This window comes from Ramlibacter sp. MAHUQ-53 (assembly GCF_052600055.1).
In genome coordinates this window covers 22,590-39,164 of sequence record NZ_JBQWTS010000015.1, presented here as the reverse complement: position 1 = coordinate 39,164, position 16,575 = coordinate 22,590, and the positions used below count along the sequence as shown (strand labels likewise).

Below are 16,575 nucleotides of genomic sequence, written 5' to 3'. Positions count from 1 at the left end.
GCCGGCGGCATGCCGCCGGCGGGGCGCCTCTCGTTTCAGCTGGCCTGGGCCGCCGAAGCCGTCGCCGTGATCGGCAGGCGACTTCCGGCCGGCTTCGCGCCCTGCGCCACCAGCTCCCCCAGGAGATCGGCGGTCGCTGCGCTCAGCGTCCATCCCAGGTGGCCATGCCCGGTGTTGTAGAACACGTTGGCCTGCCGGCCCCGGCCGACGCGGGGCATCATGTCCGGCATCATCGGCCGCAGGCCAGCCCAGGGCACCACCTGGCGCGTGCTGACCCCGGGGAAGCATTGCTGCACCCACTCGACCAGCGGCCTGATGCGGTCGGCCCGGATGTCGCGATTGAAGCCGTTGAACTCAGCGGTTCCCGCCACCCGGAAGCGGTCGGCCCCGAGGCGGCTGGTGACCAGCTTGGTCTCATCGTCCAGCAGGCTCACGGTGGGCGCCGCCGCCTGGCTGGCGTCGTCCAGCAGGTTCACCGTGATCGAGTAGCCCTTGACCGGATAGACGTTGATGCGGTCGCCCAGCTGCGCCGCCAGCGCCCGGCTGCCCACGCCGGCGCACACCACGACGGCGTCGAAGGATTCGGTCCGCGAGCCCGTGCCGTCGTCCAGGTCCACGCGCGCGCGGCGGCCGTCGCAATCGAGTGACAGCACGTCCTCGCCGTAGAGGAATTTCACGCCCATTCGCGCGCAGGCCGCGGCCAGGCCCTGCGTGAACTTGTGGATGTCCCCGGTGGAATCGCTCTCGGTGTAGTAGCCGCCGTAGTAGTCGCCCGCCAGCGTCGGCTCGATGGCGCGCATTTCCTGGGGCGTGACGGCCCGGCGCTGCAGGCCGCCGGCGGCCAGCAGCTGCGAGACCTTCCCCGCATGCTCGAAGCCCTTGCGGTCCCGGTAGATGTGGAGGATGCCTTCGCGGCGATGGTCGAAGTCGATGCCTTCGGCCGCGGCCCAGGAAAACAGGTGGTCCCGCGCGACGATCGCCAGGCGCGCCGTCTCGATGGTGTTGGACTCGTACTTGGGGATGCTGGCGATGAACTCGGCGAACCACGAGATCTTGTGCCAGGAGGGTTTGGGGTTGACCAGCAGCGGCGCATCCTGGCGCAGCATCCACTTGAGGCCCTTGAGGAGGGTGGACGGATGGGTCCAGGTCTCGGCGTTGGACGCCGAGAGCTGGCCGCCGTTGGCGAACGAGGTCTCCATGGCGGCATAGCGGTGCCGCTCGATGACGGTGACGCCGTATCCGCGTTGGGCCAGGGCGTAGGCGGTGGTCACGCCGGTGATGCCGCCACCGATCACTGCAAAGGTCTTCATCAGGTTGCTCCAGACGTCGAGAAGGGAGTCCGCCGCGCCAGTCGCGCGTCGAACGCCCCCTCTGTTCGGAACCTGAGAGATTCACCTGCGGTCGCGAGGCGCCGCGGGCTTGCTCCTTCGGTGCGCCGGCGGACGAGGCCAGCGGCTCTTCAGAGTATTCGGGTGCGCGGGCCGGTCCTGGGTACCTGAGAGTTTCCGGGGCGGTTGCTCCTTCGGCGCCGCGCCGTGACGCGGTCTCTCCCGGCTCGCGCAGTGGTGGAGGGGTCAGGCGCCAGCGGGCTCCTTCAGGTATCGGGCCACCAGGCCCGCCCAGAAGCGCGCGCCCGGCTCGATGATCTCGTCGTTGAAGTCGTAGCCCGGGTTGTGGACCATGCAGGCGCCCGGGGTCCCCGGGCCGCCGTTGCCGACATAGACATAGCTGCCAGGCACCTTTTCCAGCATGAAAGCGAAGTCCTCGCTGGCGGTCAGCGGCTGGCCCTCGGGATTCACCCGGTCCGGCCCGAACAGGTCCAGCGCCACCTGGGTCGCCAGGCGGGTTTCGTCCGGCGTGTTCACCAGCACGGCGTAGCCGTCACGCCAGTCGATGTCGGCCTTCACCTTGAAGCTGGCGGCCTGCAGGTTCACCAGGTCGCAGATGCGCTCCTTGAGCAGCGTGCGCACCTGCGGGTCCAGGGCGCGCACGCTCAATTCGAGCGTGGCGAGGTCCGGGATGATGTTGTTGGCCGTTCCGGCATGCATGGCGCCGACGGTGACCACCGCGGATTTCAAGGGGTCCACGTTGCGCGACACCACGGTCTGGAGCGCCGTGACGATGGCCGCCGTGGCGACCACGGTGTCGGCGGTGGTCTGCGGCATGGCCCCGTGGCCGCCCACGCCGCGCAGCGTGATGGTGACGTTGTCGCTGGACGCCATGGTCGGCCCCACCCGGAAGTGGAAGGACCCGGCCTCCAGGCCCGGCATGTTGTGGAGCGCGAACACCGCGTCGCAGGGGAAGCGCTCGAACAGGCCGTCCTCCATCATGCGCAAGGCGCCACCGGCGCCTTCTTCCGCGGGCTGGAAGATCAGGTTCAGGGTGCCGTCGAAGTCCACGTCCTCCGCGATCAGGCGGGCCGCCGCCAGGAGGGTGGCGGTGTGGCCGTCATGCCCGCAGGCATGCATCACGCCGGCATGGCGGCTGCTCCATTCGCGCCCGTTGTCCTCGGTGATGGGAAGCGCGTCCATGTCGGCCCGCAGGCCCAGGGCCCGGGAACCGGCGCCGCGCTGCAGGCGGCCCACCACGCCCGTGCCGCCGATGCCCGTCGTGACCTCGTAGCCCCAGCCGGCCAGCTTGGCCGCCACCAGGGCCGCCGTGCGGTGCTCCTGGAAAGCCATCTCGGGATGGGCGTGGATGTCGCGGCGGATCTGGATGAACTCGCCGACGCGCTGCGACAGCGAGTGCCCCAGGTAGGTCTCCTTCATGGCCGCACTCACTGGGGCTGCAGGTTCATCGAGCGGGCGATGGCGCGGTACTTGTCGGTGTTGTCGGCGTAGACCTTGCCCATCGCCGCCAGCGGCTGCGGTCGCGGCACGATCATGGCCTGCGCCTCCAGGGCCGAGCGGACGCCGGGGTCGTTGGCCACTTCGCTCAGGGCCCTGTGCAGGGCCTGCACGATGGGCTCGGGCGTGTCCTTGCGCACGAAGTAGCCCGACCAGGTGTCGAAGACGAAGGTCTTGAGCGGCGCGGCATCGTGCAGCGGCGGGGCCTTCTTCAGAGGCTCCTGGCGATCGGCCGACAGCACTGCCACCGCCTTGAGCTTGCCCTCGTCGACGAGCGCGATCTGGCCCTTGCCGTAGGGGGAGATGAACACGTCCACCAGCCCGGCCATCAGGTCCTGGAAGGCCGGGGCCGCGCCCTTGTACGGCACGTGGGTCATCGGGATGCCGGTCTGCCTGGACATGTGCTCGCCCAGGAGGTGGTACATGGAGCCGGGGCCCACGCTGGCATAGGTCAGGGGCTTGCCGTCGGCCGCGCCCTTGCGGGCATAGGCCAGCAGCTCGTCCCCGTTGCTGGCGGGCAGGTCCCTGCGCGCGAACATCGCCATCGGGTTGATGGTGATCATCTGGACCAGGCGGAAGTCCTCGGGCTTGTACTTGATGGCGGCGTTCGACAGGGGCGCCAGGATCAGCTCGTTGGGCGAGCCCTGGAAGATGACATGGCCGTCGGCCGGGCTGGCCAGCACCTTCTGCGCCGCGATGCCGCCGCTGGCGCCGCCCAGGTTCTCCACGATCACCGGCTGGCCCAGGTGCTTGCCCAGGGTGGTGCTCAGGGTGCGGGCGACCACGTCGGACACGCCGCCCGCCGGGTAGGGAACCATCAGCGTCACCGGCTTGGACGGGAAGGTCTGCGCGGCGGCGGCGCCGGCCAGCGACAGGCCGGCGAGGGTGGCCGCGGCGCGGCGGAGGAAGTGGCGTTTGCTGGCGGTCATGGAGCGGGTCTCGTGTGCGGGGGTTGCCTGCCGGATCAGCAGGTAAGACCCATGCTAGGGAGGGGAAAACGATGTGTCCAATGCATTATTTTCCTGTTCATCATTCGGGGAGCGCATCTTTCTTGCTTTAGCGTGACATGAACATCCGCCACCTCGAACACTTCCTGGCTGTCGCCGAAACCGGGTCCTTCAGCCGCGCGGCGGAGAAGCTGCACCTGACCCAGTCGGCACTGAGCCGCAGCATCCAGGCGCTGGAGTCCGAGGTCGGCGGGCTGCTGCTGGACCGCGTCGGCAAGCGCAACGAGCTGTCGGTGCTGGGCCGCCAGCTGCTGCAGCGGGCGCGGCGCATCGTCCTGGAGGCCTCCGAGCTCAAACGCGGTGCCGAGTTGATGCGCGAGTCCCATGCCGGCGTGATGCGGGTGGGCCTGGGCTCCGGGCCCGGCGCCATCCTGATGACGCCGCTGATGTGCCACATGGCGCTGGCGCATCCCCAGGTGAGGGTCAAGGTGGTGCGGGGGCCGACGCAATTGCAGCTGATCCAGCTGCGGGACCGCCAGCTGGATGCGCTGGTGGTGGACATGCGTCTGGTTCCGCCGGCGGAAGACCTGAACATCGAGCCGGTCGCCGAGATGGCCGGCGGCTGGATGGTGCGCAACGGGCACCCCCTGCTGAGGGAGAAGGTGGTGACGCTGGATGACCTGCTGGCCTATCCCATCGCCTCCACGCCCCTGTCCGATGAGGTGGCCCGGCTCCTGGTCGGCCAGTACGGCCCCAAAGCCAATCCGGCGCAGTTCCGGACGCTGGAGTGCGATGACATCGAAAGCCTGATCGACGTGACCGAGCGCACCGATGCGGTGCTGCTGGGCGTGCTGGCGACCGCGCGGGAGCGGATCGAGGCGGGCTCCCTGGCCGTGCTGCCGGTGCGGCCCGTCCTGAAGGCGACCGCACGGTTCGTCTACGTGACCCTGGCCGGGCGCAGCGAAGCGCCGGTGATGTCGCTGCTGCGCCAGTTCGTGGCGCAGCGCATGGTGGATTGACGCCTGGGCGAGAGGCCGGACTGCGCGTCGAATGGCGGGCCAAAAAAAAGTCCTTGGCATGCAAGGACTTTTTCGAATGTGTGGTGGAGAGGAGGAGGATCGAACTCCCGACCTTCGCATTGCGAACGCGACGCTCTCCCAGCTGAGCTACCCCCCCACGGAGAGCTTCATTGTAACCCCAAGTCCGGCGGCGGATCGGCCTGCGCGCCTTTTTGCGCGCGCGTTGCGAACTGTTGAGTCCTTTGGTGTTCATGGTTAGGATGCGCAGGACAGACCCGTTGTCCACAGGGCCAGCAACTCCAGGGAGAGTCCCGGGCGGCCCGTCAGGCCGCCGCAGCGCATGCTGCGAAGGAGTCCCTCATGGACGGCGACCGCAAGATTTCCCCCAGCGTCCCGGGGCTGTCCCCGCCCTCCGCCGGGCGCATGCGCAGCTTCTCCGACCCCACCCACGACCGCGGCACGCCCGCCGAGGCCGACCTGTTCGGCCCCGCCATCGGCGAATCGCCGGGCGCCGTGGCCGTGGCGATCGCCGGCCAGTTCCCGCGTGAGGCCGACGCGCCAGCGCGGGCCGAGATCGCCGCGCGCGTGGCCGTGCGGCTGGTGGCCGCGGCCTCGCACCTGACCGCGGCCCAGCGCACCGCCGCGATGCAGGCCCTGGTGGCCGGCGCCGGCGGCTGGCGCGAGGCCTTCGAGGCCCTGGCGCGGGCCGGCGAGTCGCTGTCCCCGCCCGTGATCCGCGACCTCATGGCCGGCGTGGCCGAGGGCCTGGGCGGCCGCCACCTGGCCGCCGCGACCCGCAGCGAACTCGTCGCCACCGTGGTGCGAGCCACCGCGCTGGACGCCAGCCCCGGCCTGGCGCCGGTCCCGGCGGCGGCCTGCGTGGAGGCGGTCCTGTCCACCTTCGGCCTGGCCAGCGCCGGCCCGGCCCTGCGCCAGGCCTGCCTGGACGACGTGCTCGAGGCCTTCGCCAGCGTCCCGCGCGGCGACATAGAGGACGGCACGCTCACCGCCCTGGTGGAGGCCTATGGCCTGGCGCTGGAGCTGGACGGCCAGGGGCGCGACCTGCGGGGTTGGCTATTCGATGCCCTGGCCGAGGCGGCCTCGGCCGGCCGGCTCGACGCCGACGGCTTGGGCGAGGCCATCGAGGGCCTGTCCGAAGCCGCCGCCGGCGGCGACGCGGGCAGCGGCCTCGGCCCCTGGCTGCTGGCCCGCACCCTCGAGGCCCGCGCGCAGGTGCAGGGTGACCGCTTCGTGGCGATGGTCGCGGCCTGCGTCCTGGCGCAGGCCCGGCCCACGCTGCAGGTGGAGATGGCGCACGCCCTGTGCGGCCAGGCGCTGGCCGCCGCGCCGCAGCTCGAGGCCCAGGCGCTGCACGACGCGCTGCGGGGCCTGGCCGAAGGCATCTGCGACGCCACCCAGGCCGACTTCGACGCGCCTGTCCAATTGGCCGCCCCGCACCCCTTCGAGCGGGCCGTGCTCGGGCGCGTGCTGATGCACCTGCCGATGCTCGCACCGCCGCAGCGCGAGGCCGCCCTGGCCGGCGTCCTGGCCGGCTTCCAGGGCAGCGAGCCGGACGAGGCGCAGGCCGGGGCCGCCCGCCAGGCCCTGGTGGACGTGCTCGCGCGCCACCTGCCGGGCCTGTCCGCCGAGCCGGCCGCCGCCGTGGTCCGCACCGCGCTGCAGGTGCTGGGCATCGAGGCCGGCGACGGGCCGGCGACGGCGCGCTTCGCGCAGGAGGTGCTGGCCCTGTCGCTGTCCCGCGCGCCGCACCTGGTGCTGGTCTCGATCGACCGCCTGGTGGCCGCCCTGGGCGGCGCGCCCGTGCCGCCGGACGTGGGCGGGGCCCTGCTCCAGGTGGTGCTCGCGCCGCAGGCTCCCCTCGCGGCGGAGCCGCGCGCCGAGGCGGTCCAGGCGGTCGTCGAGGCCGTCGGCGGCGTGGACCTGACGCTGCCCGCGCTCGGCATGCTGGTGCAGCGCCTGGCCGGTGCCGCCCCGGCGCTCGGGGACGAGGCTTGCCTGGCGGCGATGCAGGGCCTGGGCCTGGGCCTGGCGGGGCCGGCCATGCCGCTGCCCCTGCGGGAACGGCTGGTCACCTGGCTGGCCACCCTGCCGGCCACGACCGAACGGGCCACGGTGACCCTGCTGATGGAGGGCCTGGCCACCAGCCTCGACGCGGCCGACAGCCCCCACCTGCAGGCGTGGCTCGCCGCGCGCCTGCCGCTGGCCGGCGGCGGGGCGCAGGGCCTGCGGCGGCTCGACCTGGCCATCGGCCTGGACCGCGCGATCCATCCCTTCGAGGACGACGCCGTGGCCCACCGCCGGCGCGTGGACCTGCTCATGGACATGGGCGAGGGCGCCGAAGACGCCGACGATGCCGGTGCCGCGGGCGGCGCGCCCGGCCGGCCCGGCCGCGAGCCGGGCGCCGGCACGCAGGACCGCAAGCACCCGCGCCGCCCGGGCGCCTGAGTCGTCCCGCGGCGCGCTATAAAGCCGGGGTTCGAGGAGACCCCGCATGAAGTACGACGACACCGAGTGGCTGGAGCAGCAGTACAACAACCGCGCCCGCGTGCCCGAGCACGGCGAGCACCTCGCCCGCTGGGCGCGTGACTCGCAGCGGGTGCGCGCCAGCGCGCCCTGCACGCTCGACATCGCCTACGGCCCCACGCCCGGCCAGGCACTCGACGTGTTCCCCGCGCAGCGCGCCCGCGCGCCGGTGGTGGTCTTCATCCACGGCGGCTACTGGCGTTCGCTGGACAAGGCCGACCACTCCTTCATCGCGCCCGCGTTCACCCAGGCCGGCGCCTGCGTGGTGGTGCCCAACTACGACCTGTGCCCGGCGGTCACCCTGCCCGAGATCACGATGCAGATGGTGCGGGCGCTGGCCTGGACCTGGAAGCACATCGCCGATTTCGGCGGCGACCCGCGCCGCATCACCCTGGCGGGCCACTCGGCCGGCGGCCACCTGGCGGCCATGATGCTGGCCTGCTACTTCAACGACTTCGACCGCTCGCTGCCCTCCGACCTGGTGACGCGCGCGCTGTCGATCTCCGGCCTGTTCGACCTGGAGCCGCTGCGCCACACGCCCTCGCTGCAGGCGGCGCTGCGCCTCACGCCCGAGGACGCCCTGCGCGCCAGCCCCGCGCTGCTGCCGGCGCCGCGCCTGGGCTCGCTCTACGCGGTCGCCGGCGGCAAGGAGAGCATGGAGTTCCTGCGGCACAACGAGTTGATCCGCCAGGCCTGGGGCGCGGCGCGGGTGCCGGTGGTGGAGGCCCTGCCGGGCCTGAACCACTTCAGCATCCTCGACTCGCTGGTGGAGCCGGGCAGCCGCCTCAACCAGCTCGCGCTGTCGCTGCTTTGAGCTCCAGCCGCAGGGGCACCTGCGGCTGCCCGCCGGCGGGGCCGCCCCCGGCCGGCGCCGGCTCGGCCACCTCGATGCGCTGCGCCGCCAGGCGGCCGGCCTGCTCCAGGTGCGCGCGCACGGCCTCGCCGCGCTGGCGGGCCAGGCCGGCGAGCTGCGCGGGCGTCACCGGGTAGGTGGGCCGCAGCTGCTCCAGCAGCTTCGCGTAGCGCGCCGCGTCCTCCGGCTTCGCGCTGCGCAGCGCATCCTTCACGTCGTCCAGCAGCTTGAGGCTGAAGCCGCCGCCCGTGCGGGCCTTGAGCTGGCGCTCGATGGCGGACTGCACCTTCGTGTTGAACAGGTCCAGCGGGCCCGGCTGCTCGTTCGGCCCGAGGCGGACGCCGGCCTCGGCCAGCACCGCACGGCGCATGGCCTGCTCCTGCAGCGCGGTGCTGTCCCGCGCGGGGTCGTAGTTGGGGACGATGGCCAGGCGCAGGCCCGGCCGCCGCTCCAGCGCGCGGGCCACCGTGACCAGCTTCTCCTGCTCCTGCGGCGCGAGGGCGGCGCTCGCCGGGTCGAAGGCCACCGCCTGCAGCGTGTCCGACTCCACTCCCAGCAGCCGCCCCAGCGCGCGGAACGGCGCGGTCACCAGGCGCGTGAGCACGTTGGTGAAGGCCCGCCAGATCACGCGCCCGTAGCTGAATTGCGGGTCGTCCAGGTTGCCGGTGACGGGCAGGTCCAGGTCGATCACGCCATCGCTGTCCTGGAGGATGGCGATGGCCAGGTCCAGCGGCAGGTTCACCGCGTCGGGGCTGTCCACCCGCTCGCCGAGCTTGATGCGCTCGATCACGAAGCGGTTCTCGCCCGCGAGCTGGCGGTCCTTGACTTTGTAGGCGAGGTCCACCGAGAGCCGGCCTGCGTCGATGCGCCGGCCGGCGAACTTGCCGGAGTAGGGCGTGAGGCTGGCCATCTCCAGGTTGCGGAACGACAGCCGCAGGTCGGTGGACTCGGTGGCGCGGAACGGCTGCACCGTGCCGCGCACGCGCGCCGAGCCGAACTCCTCGACCCGGCCGTCGAGCTCCACCTGCGCGGTGGTGGCCGGGTCGTTCGACAGCCCGTTGATGACGCCCGACAGCGCGTCGATGTGCGTGCCGAACTGCGGGCGCAGGGACAGGTCCGCGAACTCCAGGCTGGCGTTGTCCACGTGGACGCGGTCCACCGCGACGGCGAAGGGCGCGGCCGGCGCGGCGGCGGGGGCCTGCGGCTTCGGCGCCTGGCCCGCCGGCTGCGGCCGCAGCAGGTGCGTGGCGTTGAGGGTGCCGTCCGCGTCGACGAGGAACTTGCCCACCGGCCGCACCAGCCGCAGGCTGTCGACCTGCAGCCGCCGCGGCGCGAGGTCCAGGCGCACGGTGTCGCTGGAGACCTCCTGCCAGGCGAGGAAGGAGGCGCGCGTGGCCTCCTCCGAGATGGCCAGCTGGCGCACCGCGACGCGGCCGCGGAAGCCGCCGGCCAGGGCGTCCCCGGCCTGGCCCGGCGCGAGGGTGACGCGGCCGCGGACGTCGAGGGTGCCGCCGTCCAGCCGCAGCAGTGCGAATTGCGAGAGGTAGGGGCCCAGCGGGCGCAGGTCCACGCCGTTCGCGCGCAGTTGCAGGTCGGCCCGCAGGGGCTGCGGGCTCCAGCGGCCGGAGGCTTCCAGCGTCCCGCCCGATGCCAGGGGCAGCCGCGCGTTCACCGCCACCGGGCGCTCGCCGGCCAGGGAGAGTTCACGCAGCTCGAGCCGGCCACCGCGCAACTCCAGCGAGGCCGGTGTGGCCAGGCCGCGGTCCTCGAGGCGCAGGCCGGCGTCCTCGAGGGCGAGGCGGCCGAGGCTGGCCGTCCAGCCCGGCCCGCCGGAGGCCGCGGCCTGCGGGGCCGCGCCACGCCGGGCGGACGCGGCGCGTGGCGCCGCCGGGGTGCGCGGCTCCAGCAGGGCCTGCCAGTTCAGGGGCTGGTCGACGCCGGGGCGCAGCACCCGCGAGCGCAGGCCCGAAAGCACCAGGCTGTCCAGCCGCGCCGTGCGTGCCGCCAGGCTGGCGCGACCGCCCTCGAGGCGCAGGCGGGCCAGGGTCGCCGCGGGCTGCGGCTCGAGCGCCGACTTCAGCGAAACGCCGGTCACGTCGCCGGCCAGCCCTGTGAGCGCGATCCCGCCGTCCGCCTCGCCGATGCCGAAGGCCAGGTCGATGCCGCTGACGGCGATGTCCAGCGGCGCCTTGAAGGCGTCGTCGCGGTGCTGCGCCTGCCAGCGCTCCAGGCGCACCCGCTCCACGGCGATGCGCAGGGGGCCGGCCTGGGCCGCCGCCGGGGCCGAGGGGGCGGCGCGGGGGGGCTGCCCGGGGGCGGCCAGGGCCTCGGCCAGCGCCTGCCAGTCCAGGGCGCCGGAGGCATCCCGCCGCGACTGCACGCGCCCCTCCTGCAGCACGACGTCGGCCGCCCGCAGGCGGCGCGACGCGAGATCGAAGGCCACGCCGGCGGCCTGGCCCTGCGCGAGGCTGAACAGGTCGCGCCCCTGCCGCGACAGCCGCACGTCGCGCAGCGCCAGGGCGAGGTCCTGGACGGCGAACGCCGCCGGCTCGCGCAGGTCCAGCGCGACGCGCGGGGCGCGCACCTGCACCTGATGCGCCTGCACGCGGGCCGGCGCGGATGGCGGTGCCTGCAGGTCGGCGCCGGGGCCTTCCAGCGTGAGCGTGAGGTCCTGGAGGCGCGCCTGCAGGTAGGGCGCCGGCGTGCCCTGCACGAGGTCCACCCGGTAGCCGAAACGCGCGCCGGCCTCGCCGGAGACGCCGGCCACCGGCAGGCCGGGCGCCTTCACCAGTTCCAGCAGGCGGGCCAGTTGCAGGCCCTGCAGATCGACCTCGCCCTGCGAGGCCGGCGGGTTCAGCGCGAAGTCGCCCTTCCAGCGCAGGCTGCCGCCCTGCTGCGGCAGCCTGGCCTGCAGCAGGTGGTGGCCGCGGTCGTCGGGCAGGGTGGAGAGTTCCTCGAGCGTGAGGTCCAGCGGCTGCAGCGCGGCGCGCAGGGGCGATGCGGGTCGCGCCTGCACGTAGTCGATGCCGCCGCCGGTGAGTTCGAGGCGGTCCACCCGCAGGCGGGGCAGGGTGGTGGCGGGCGGCGGCGGCGGGCCGTCGCCGGCCAGGGCGGCGAGCAGGCCGGCCCAGTTCAGGCGGCCCTCGCCATCGGTTTCCAGGTGCACCCGCGGCCCGGCCAGGCGGATCTCGCGGAAGTGCCAGGCCCAGCGCAGGAGGCTGTCGGCCTGGAAGTCGGCTTCGAGCCGGTCGAAGCCCGCCAGCGGCCCGCCGTCGGGGCGCGTGAGCCGCAGGCCCTCGACGGTGAGGCGCAGCCGCCACGGGTCCAGCGCCACCCGGCCGACCTCGGCGCGGCTCGCGAGCTTCTCCTGGGCGAGGCGGGGCAGGGAGGCGCGCACCAGCGGCTCGAAGGCCAGGTAGGCGAAGCCGGCATGCAGGGCCAGCAGCAGGCCCAGCGCCAGCAGGAGACGCCCGCTCCAGCCGAGCCGGGCGCCGTGGCGGCCGGGAGGCCTGGGAGCCGCCGGGGTGGCGGTGGCGGGGCCGGGCGCCGCGTCGGCGGCCGGTGCGGGGCTCGGCGTGAGGCTCATGGACGAAGTATGGCCTCCAGCGCCGCGCCGGCGCGTTGCGCTACATCAGCACGTCACATCAGCAGGTGCTCGCCCGCGTTGTCGCCGCCGAGGATCACGTAGTTCACCTTGCGGATGTCCATCAGCTTCGTGCCGCCGGCGTAGCTGATCGAGCTTTGCACGTCCTCGCGCATCTCGCGCAGGGTGTCGGCCAGCTTGCCCTTGACCGGCTCGAGGATGCGCTTGCCCTCGACGTGCTTGTACTCGCCCTTGTTGAAGTCCGAGGCGCTGCCGTAGTACTCCTTGTACAGGCGGCCGTCGACTTCCACCGTCTGCCCCGGGGACTCCTCGTGGCCGGCCAGCATGGAGCCGATCATGACCATGGTGGCGCCGAAGCGGATGCTCTTGGCGATGTCGCCGTGCTCGCGGATGCCGCCGTCGGCGATGATGGGCTTGGTCGCCACGCGGGCGCACCACTTCAGCGCCGAGAGCTGCCAGCCGCCGGTGCCGAAGCCGGTCTTCAGGCGGGTGATGCAGACCTTGCCCGGGCCGATGCCGACCTTGGTGGCGTCGGCGCCCCAGTTCTCCAGGTCGATGATGGCCTCGGGCGTGCCCACGTTGCCGGCGATGACGAAGCTGGCCGGCAGCTTCTGCTTCAGGTAGCCGATCATGCGCTGCACCGTGTCGGCATGGCCGTGGGCGATGTCGATGGTGATGTACTCGGGCACCAGGCCCTCGGCCACCAGCTTGTCCACGGTCTCGTAGTCGGCGGCCTTCACGCCCAGCGAGATCGAGGCGAAGGCGCCCTGGGCATGCATGGCGCGCACGAAGGCCACGTTGTCCAGGTCGAAGCGGTGCATCACGTAGAAGTAGCCGTTCTGCGCCATCCACAGGCAGATCTTCTCGTCCACCACCGTCTTCATGTTGGCGGGGACGACGGGGATGCGGAAGCTGCGCCCGCCGAGGGTGACGCTGGCGTCGCACTCGGAGCGGCTTTCCACGCGGCACTTGCGCGGCAGCAGCAGGATGTTGTCGTAGTCGAAGATTTCCATGACCAGGGCTCCAGGAAGCTGTTGAAGAACAGGGAGAGCGCTTGGATGTCGACCCGGCCGGCGCGGCGCGGGCAAGCCGGCGCGCCAAAAGAAAACCGGGCCAAGATGCTTGGGCCCGGTGATTGATTCTACGGCCAGCCCCCGGGGCGGCGGCATCCGCCGGACGTTATGGGCCTCATACGGCCGCGGGCATTCCTACAATGCCGCATGTTTCCAGATGACGACCCGTTCTCCTCGCCCGCTTCCCTCGACTCCCCCCTGCTGCGAGGCCTGAACGAGGAACAGCGCGCCGCCGTCAGCCTGCCCGCCGAGCACGCCCTGATCCTGGCCGGCGCCGGCTCGGGCAAGACGCGGGTGCTGACCACCCGCATCGCCTGGCTGCTGTCCACCGGCCAGGTCTCGCCCGGCGGCGTGATGGCGGTGACCTTCACCAACAAGGCCGCCAAGGAGATGATGACCCGCCTGGGCGCCATGCTGCCGGTGAACGTGCGCGGCATGTGGATCGGCACCTTCCACGGCCTGTGCAACCGCTTCCTGCGCGCCCACCACAAGCTGGCCCGCCTGCCGGCCACCTTCCAGATCCTGGACACGCAGGACCAGCTCTCCGCGATCAAGCGCCTGATGAAGCAGCACGGGGTGGACGACGAGCGCTTCCCCGCCAAGGAGCTGCAGTGGTTCATCAGCGGCTGCAAGGAGGACGGCCAGCGCCCCGGCGACGTGACCGTGCGCACCGCCGAGGACCGCCACCGCGTGGAGTTCTACCAGCTGTACGAGGAGCAGTGCCAGCGCGAGGGCGTGGTCGACTTCGGCGAGCTGATGCTTCGCAGCTACGAGCTGATGCGGGACCAGCCCGCGGTGCGCGAGCACTACCAGCGCCGCTTCCGCCACATCCTGGTGGACGAATTCCAGGACACCAACCGCCTGCAGTACGCCTGGCTCAAGGTGTTCAGCGGCGGCGGCAACGCCGTGTTCGCGGTGGGCGACGACGACCAGAGCATCTACGCCTTCCGCGGCGCGCGCGTGGGTAACATGGCCGACTTCGTGCGCGAGTTCTCGGTGAAGCACCAGATCAAGCTGGAGCAGAACTACCGCAGCTACAGCAACATCCTGGATTCGGCCAACGAGCTGATCTCCCACAACCGCGGCCGCCTCGGCAAGAACCTGCGCACCGACCAGGGCCCGGGCGAGCCGGTGCGCGTCTACGAGGCGCCCACGGACCTGGCCGAGGCGCAGTGGATCGTGGAGGAGGCGCGCCAGCTCGAACGCGGCGAGGGCTTCGAGCGCAAGGAGATCGCCATCCTCTATCGCAGCAACGCGCAGAGCCGGGTGATCGAGACCGCGCTGTTCAACGCCGGCGTGCCGTACCGCGTGTACGGCGGCCTGCGCTTCTTCGAGCGCGCCGAGATCAAGCACGCGCTGGCCTACCTGCGCCTGCTGGAGAACCCGAACGACGACACCTCCTTCCTGCGCGTGGTCAACTTCCCGCCGCGCGGCATCGGCGCGCGCAGCGTGGAGCAACTGCAGGACGCGGCGCGCGCCGCCGGCTGCTCGCTGCACGACGCGGTGAGCGCCACCACCGGGCGGGCCGGCGCCAGCCTGGGCGGCTTCGTGGCCAGGCTCGATGTCCTGCGCGAGCAGACCCAGGGCCGCACCCTGCGCGAGATCATCGAGCTGGTGCTGGAGCACTCGGGCCTCGTCGAGCATTACCGCGCCGACCGCGAGGGCGCCGACCGCATCGAGAACCTGGAGGAACTGGCCTCCGCCGCAGAGAGCTTCGTCACCCAGGAAGGCTTCGGCCGCGACGCGGTGGCCCTGCCGGTCGACGAGCTCTCGCAGTCCCCCGTGAGCCAGGGGCTGGACCCGGACCTGCCGGTGCAGGACCCGCAGGGCCTGCCCGCCCCCGACCTCGAGACCGGCGAGACGCTCTCGCCCCTGGCCGCCTTCCTCACCCACGCGGCGCTGGAGTCCGGCGACAACCAGGCCCAGGCGGGCCAGGACGCGGTGCAGCTGATGACGGTGCATGCCGCCAAGGGCCTGGAGTTCGACGGCGTCTTCGTCACCGGCCTGGAGGAGGGCCTGTTCCCCAGCGAGCGCTCGATGGCCGACCACGACGGCCTGGAGGAGGAGCGCCGGCTGATGTACGTGGCCATCACCCGCGCGCGCAAGCGCCTGTACCTGAGCCACTCGCAGACCCGCCTGCTGCATGGCCAGACCCGCTACAACATCCGCAGCCGCTTCTTCGACGAGCTGCCCGAGCACTGCCTGAAGTGGCTCACGCCGAAGAACCAGGGCTTCGCCTCACCCGGCTTCGGCGGCGGCTTCAGCGGCGGCAACCGCTGGGGCAGCAGTGGCGGCGGCAGCAGCGGCGGCCGCGGCGGCTGGGGCGGCGGCTCCTCGCGCGAGCCGGCCTCCACCCAGTTCGCCAGCCCGCCGGTGCCGCCGCAGAAGGCCGCGCCCGCGCACGGCCTGAAGGCGAACATGAAGGTCTTCCACACCAAGTTCGGCGAGGGCGTGGTGCTCACGCTGGAGGGCACCGGCGACGACGCCCGCGCCCAGGTGAAGTTCAACCGCCATGGCGTGAAGTGGCTGGCCCTGAGCGTGGCCAAGCTCACGCCGGTGACCTGAGCTTCCGCGGCGCCGCGAACCCTCCGGGGCGGCGCCTCACCGCCGCTGCCGCCGCGGCACCACGTCGCGCGGCAGCGGCTGTGTCGGCGGGAAGTCCGGCTCGCCGGCGCCGTGCAGGCGCTGGAACTCGGCCCACACCTGCTCGCAGTCGGTCTCGGTGACGTCCGGCACCGGCAGGCGCTCGTCGTGCAGGGGGGAGATGGCGTGGGCAGGCTGGGCCCGGTGGCGCGGAAGGCGGCTGGACATGGCGTGGGCGGGCGAGTGGACGGTGCCCGAGCATGCGGCCGGCCGCGCCGGCCTGTCCGTGAAGGAATGCGCGCCGGCCCCGCCGGGGCCGACGGTCAGGCGCCGCCGGTCGAGGTTTCGGGCGGCGTACCGGGCGGCAGGTCCGGCGCCTCGAAGCAGTCGCGGAAGCTGAACCAGATCGAGGTGGAGAACATCGCGGCCAGCAGCAGCGCCACCGGCATCATCACCGCGCGGGCCAGCGAGGGGCCGCCGACCAGGCCGCCCAGCACGCCGAAGACGGTGCCGGTGCCCAGGAACACGGCGAGCCAGCCCAGGCCGTAGACCATGTGCGCGCCGAAGTTGCGCAGCACGGCGACCACGCTGAAGAACAGGCTCTTGACCGGGCTCACGCCGTGCCAGTGCACCAGCGCCGGCGCATGCCAGAAGGCCAGGAACAGCGGCAGGTGCAGGGCCAGCGCCAGCATCAGCGAGGCGTCGAGCTCGCCGGGGCGGGGCTCGGCCGGGGGGCCGGCCAGCAGGCCGGCCAGGCCCGAGGCCAGCACCGAGCCGGCAGCGTAGATCGCGCCGAGCACGAGCATCGCGCGCAGTTCCTGGCGGCCGGCGCGGAACGCGCTCAGGAGCACCGAGGGCATGGGAAAACGGCCCTTGTTGGCCTCGGCGCTCGCGGCCATCAGGCCCAGGGTCGCGGCGGGCACCAGCATGCCGCCCACCACCGGCCCGATCACGGGCAGGACCGACAGCAGCATCACCGCGGCCATGTACATGAAGAACAGGCCCGACATGGCCAGCGGCTGGCGCATGAAGGTGCGCATGCCGGCGCGGACCCAGGCCAGGCCGTTGCGGGGCGGGACGACGTTCAGTTTCATCGTTCGGTTCCA

The 16,575-nt window shown here is 72.7% G+C and carries 11 protein-coding genes, 1 tRNA gene and 1 riboswitch; of the genes, 4 read left to right on the top strand and 8 right to left on the bottom strand.

Annotated features, from left to right (window positions below):
* Positions 1–35: 35 nt before the first annotated feature.
* From ACT80S_RS18055 to ACT80S_RS18045, 3 genes are all read right to left on the bottom strand, one after another.
* Entirely contained in the window at positions 36–1,310 is a 1,275-nt protein-coding gene (locus ACT80S_RS18055) for a D-amino acid dehydrogenase (protein ID WP_377418534.1), read from the bottom strand.
* A gap of 162 nt (positions 1,311–1,472) precedes the next feature.
* Positions 1,473–1,563, bottom strand: a riboswitch (glycine riboswitch).
* Between the two features lie 11 nt (positions 1,564–1,574).
* Positions 1,575–2,768 (bottom strand): M20 aminoacylase family protein, encoded by a 1,194-nt coding sequence (locus ACT80S_RS18050; protein WP_377418531.1) that lies wholly within the window; start codon positions 2,766–2,768, stop codon positions 1,575–1,577.
* A gap of 8 nt (positions 2,769–2,776) precedes the next feature.
* Positions 2,777–3,775 carry a Bug family tripartite tricarboxylate transporter substrate binding protein gene (locus ACT80S_RS18045; protein ID WP_377418528.1) on the bottom strand — a complete coding sequence of 333 codons (999 nt, stop codon included), beginning with the start codon at positions 3,773–3,775 and terminating at the stop codon, positions 2,777–2,779.
* 137 nt (positions 3,776–3,912) lie between these two features.
* Between ACT80S_RS18045 and ACT80S_RS18040 the strand changes: the two genes are divergently transcribed.
* Entirely contained in the window at positions 3,913–4,812 is a 900-nt protein-coding gene (locus tag ACT80S_RS18040) for a LysR family transcriptional regulator (RefSeq protein WP_377418525.1), read from the top strand.
* Between the two features lie 81 nt (positions 4,813–4,893).
* Here the strand turns inward: ACT80S_RS18040 and ACT80S_RS18035 are convergent.
* A tRNA-Ala gene (locus ACT80S_RS18035) sits at positions 4,894–4,969 on the bottom strand.
* Positions 4,970–5,172: 203 nt separating this feature from the next.
* Here ACT80S_RS18035 and ACT80S_RS18030 point away from each other — a divergent pair.
* Together ACT80S_RS18030 and ACT80S_RS18025 are read left to right on the top strand one after the other, a co-directional pair.
* Positions 5,173–7,278: a hypothetical protein gene (locus ACT80S_RS18030; protein WP_377418522.1), complete on the top strand. Its 2,106-nt coding sequence runs from the start codon at positions 5,173–5,175 to the stop codon at positions 7,276–7,278.
* Between the two features lie 46 nt (positions 7,279–7,324).
* A complete protein-coding gene (locus ACT80S_RS18025) occupies positions 7,325–8,170 on the top strand; it encodes an alpha/beta hydrolase (protein WP_377418519.1) in 846 nt (281 codons plus the stop codon).
* Here the strand turns inward: ACT80S_RS18025 and ACT80S_RS18020 are convergent.
* Together ACT80S_RS18020 and ACT80S_RS18015 are read right to left on the bottom strand one after the other, a co-directional pair.
* Positions 8,142–11,795: a DUF748 domain-containing protein gene (locus ACT80S_RS18020; protein WP_377418516.1), complete on the bottom strand. Its 3,654-nt coding sequence runs from the start codon at positions 11,793–11,795 to the stop codon at positions 8,142–8,144. The two genes, ACT80S_RS18025 and ACT80S_RS18020, sit on opposite strands and share 29 nt — an antisense overlap.
* Before the next feature lie 53 nt (positions 11,796–11,848).
* On the bottom strand, positions 11,849–12,826 hold the full coding sequence (locus ACT80S_RS18015; protein WP_377418513.1) for a GMP reductase: 978 nt from the start codon (positions 12,824–12,826) through the stop codon (positions 11,849–11,851).
* A 207-nt stretch (positions 12,827–13,033) separates the two neighbouring features.
* Here ACT80S_RS18015 and ACT80S_RS18010 point away from each other — a divergent pair, with 207 nt between their 5' ends.
* Complete coding sequence (locus ACT80S_RS18010; RefSeq protein ID WP_377418510.1) at positions 13,034–15,451, top strand: UvrD-helicase domain-containing protein; 2,418 nt, start codon at positions 13,034–13,036, stop codon at positions 15,449–15,451.
* A 36-nt stretch (positions 15,452–15,487) separates the two neighbouring features.
* On the opposite strand, the gene ACT80S_RS18005 is transcribed toward ACT80S_RS18010, so the two are convergent.
* Together ACT80S_RS18005 and ACT80S_RS18000 are read right to left on the bottom strand one after the other, a co-directional pair.
* Positions 15,488–15,697, bottom strand: coding sequence for a hypothetical protein (locus ACT80S_RS18005; protein ID WP_377418507.1), 210 nt, complete (start codon positions 15,695–15,697; stop codon positions 15,488–15,490).
* A gap of 95 nt (positions 15,698–15,792) precedes the next feature.
* Positions 15,793–16,563, bottom strand: a complete 771-nt coding sequence (locus ACT80S_RS18000; protein ID WP_377418504.1) for a BPSS1780 family membrane protein — start codon at positions 16,561–16,563, stop codon at positions 15,793–15,795.
* Positions 16,564–16,575: the final 12 nt, after the last annotated feature.

What these genes read in the sequence shown, in the direction of transcription:
- ACT80S_RS18010 (WP_377418510.1), top strand. Translation starts at nt 13,034, where the DNA reads ATGTTTCCAGATGACGACCCGTTCTCCTCGCCCGCTTCCCTCGACTCC.
- ACT80S_RS18055 (WP_377418534.1), bottom strand. Translation starts at nt 1,310, where the DNA reads ATGAAGACCTTTGCAGTGATCGGTGGCGGCATCACCGGCGTGACCACC.
- ACT80S_RS18015 (WP_377418513.1), bottom strand. Translation starts at nt 12,826, where the DNA reads ATGGAAATCTTCGACTACGACAACATCCTGCTGCTGCCGCGCAAGTGC.
- ACT80S_RS18000 (WP_377418504.1), bottom strand. Translation starts at nt 16,563, where the DNA reads ATGAAACTGAACGTCGTCCCGCCCCGCAACGGCCTGGCCTGGGTCCGC.
- ACT80S_RS18030 (WP_377418522.1), top strand. Translation starts at nt 5,173, where the DNA reads ATGGACGGCGACCGCAAGATTTCCCCCAGCGTCCCGGGGCTGTCCCCG.
- ACT80S_RS18050 (WP_377418531.1), bottom strand. Translation starts at nt 2,768, where the DNA reads ATGAAGGAGACCTACCTGGGGCACTCGCTGTCGCAGCGCGTCGGCGAG.
- ACT80S_RS18005 (WP_377418507.1), bottom strand. Translation starts at nt 15,697, where the DNA reads ATGTCCAGCCGCCTTCCGCGCCACCGGGCCCAGCCTGCCCACGCCATC.
- ACT80S_RS18020 (WP_377418516.1), bottom strand. Translation starts at nt 11,795, where the DNA reads ATGAGCCTCACGCCGAGCCCCGCACCGGCCGCCGACGCGGCGCCCGGC.
- ACT80S_RS18045 (WP_377418528.1), bottom strand. Translation starts at nt 3,775, where the DNA reads ATGACCGCCAGCAAACGCCACTTCCTCCGCCGCGCCGCGGCCACCCTC.
- ACT80S_RS18040 (WP_377418525.1), top strand. Translation starts at nt 3,913, where the DNA reads ATGAACATCCGCCACCTCGAACACTTCCTGGCTGTCGCCGAAACCGGG.
- ACT80S_RS18025 (WP_377418519.1), top strand. Translation starts at nt 7,325, where the DNA reads ATGAAGTACGACGACACCGAGTGGCTGGAGCAGCAGTACAACAACCGC.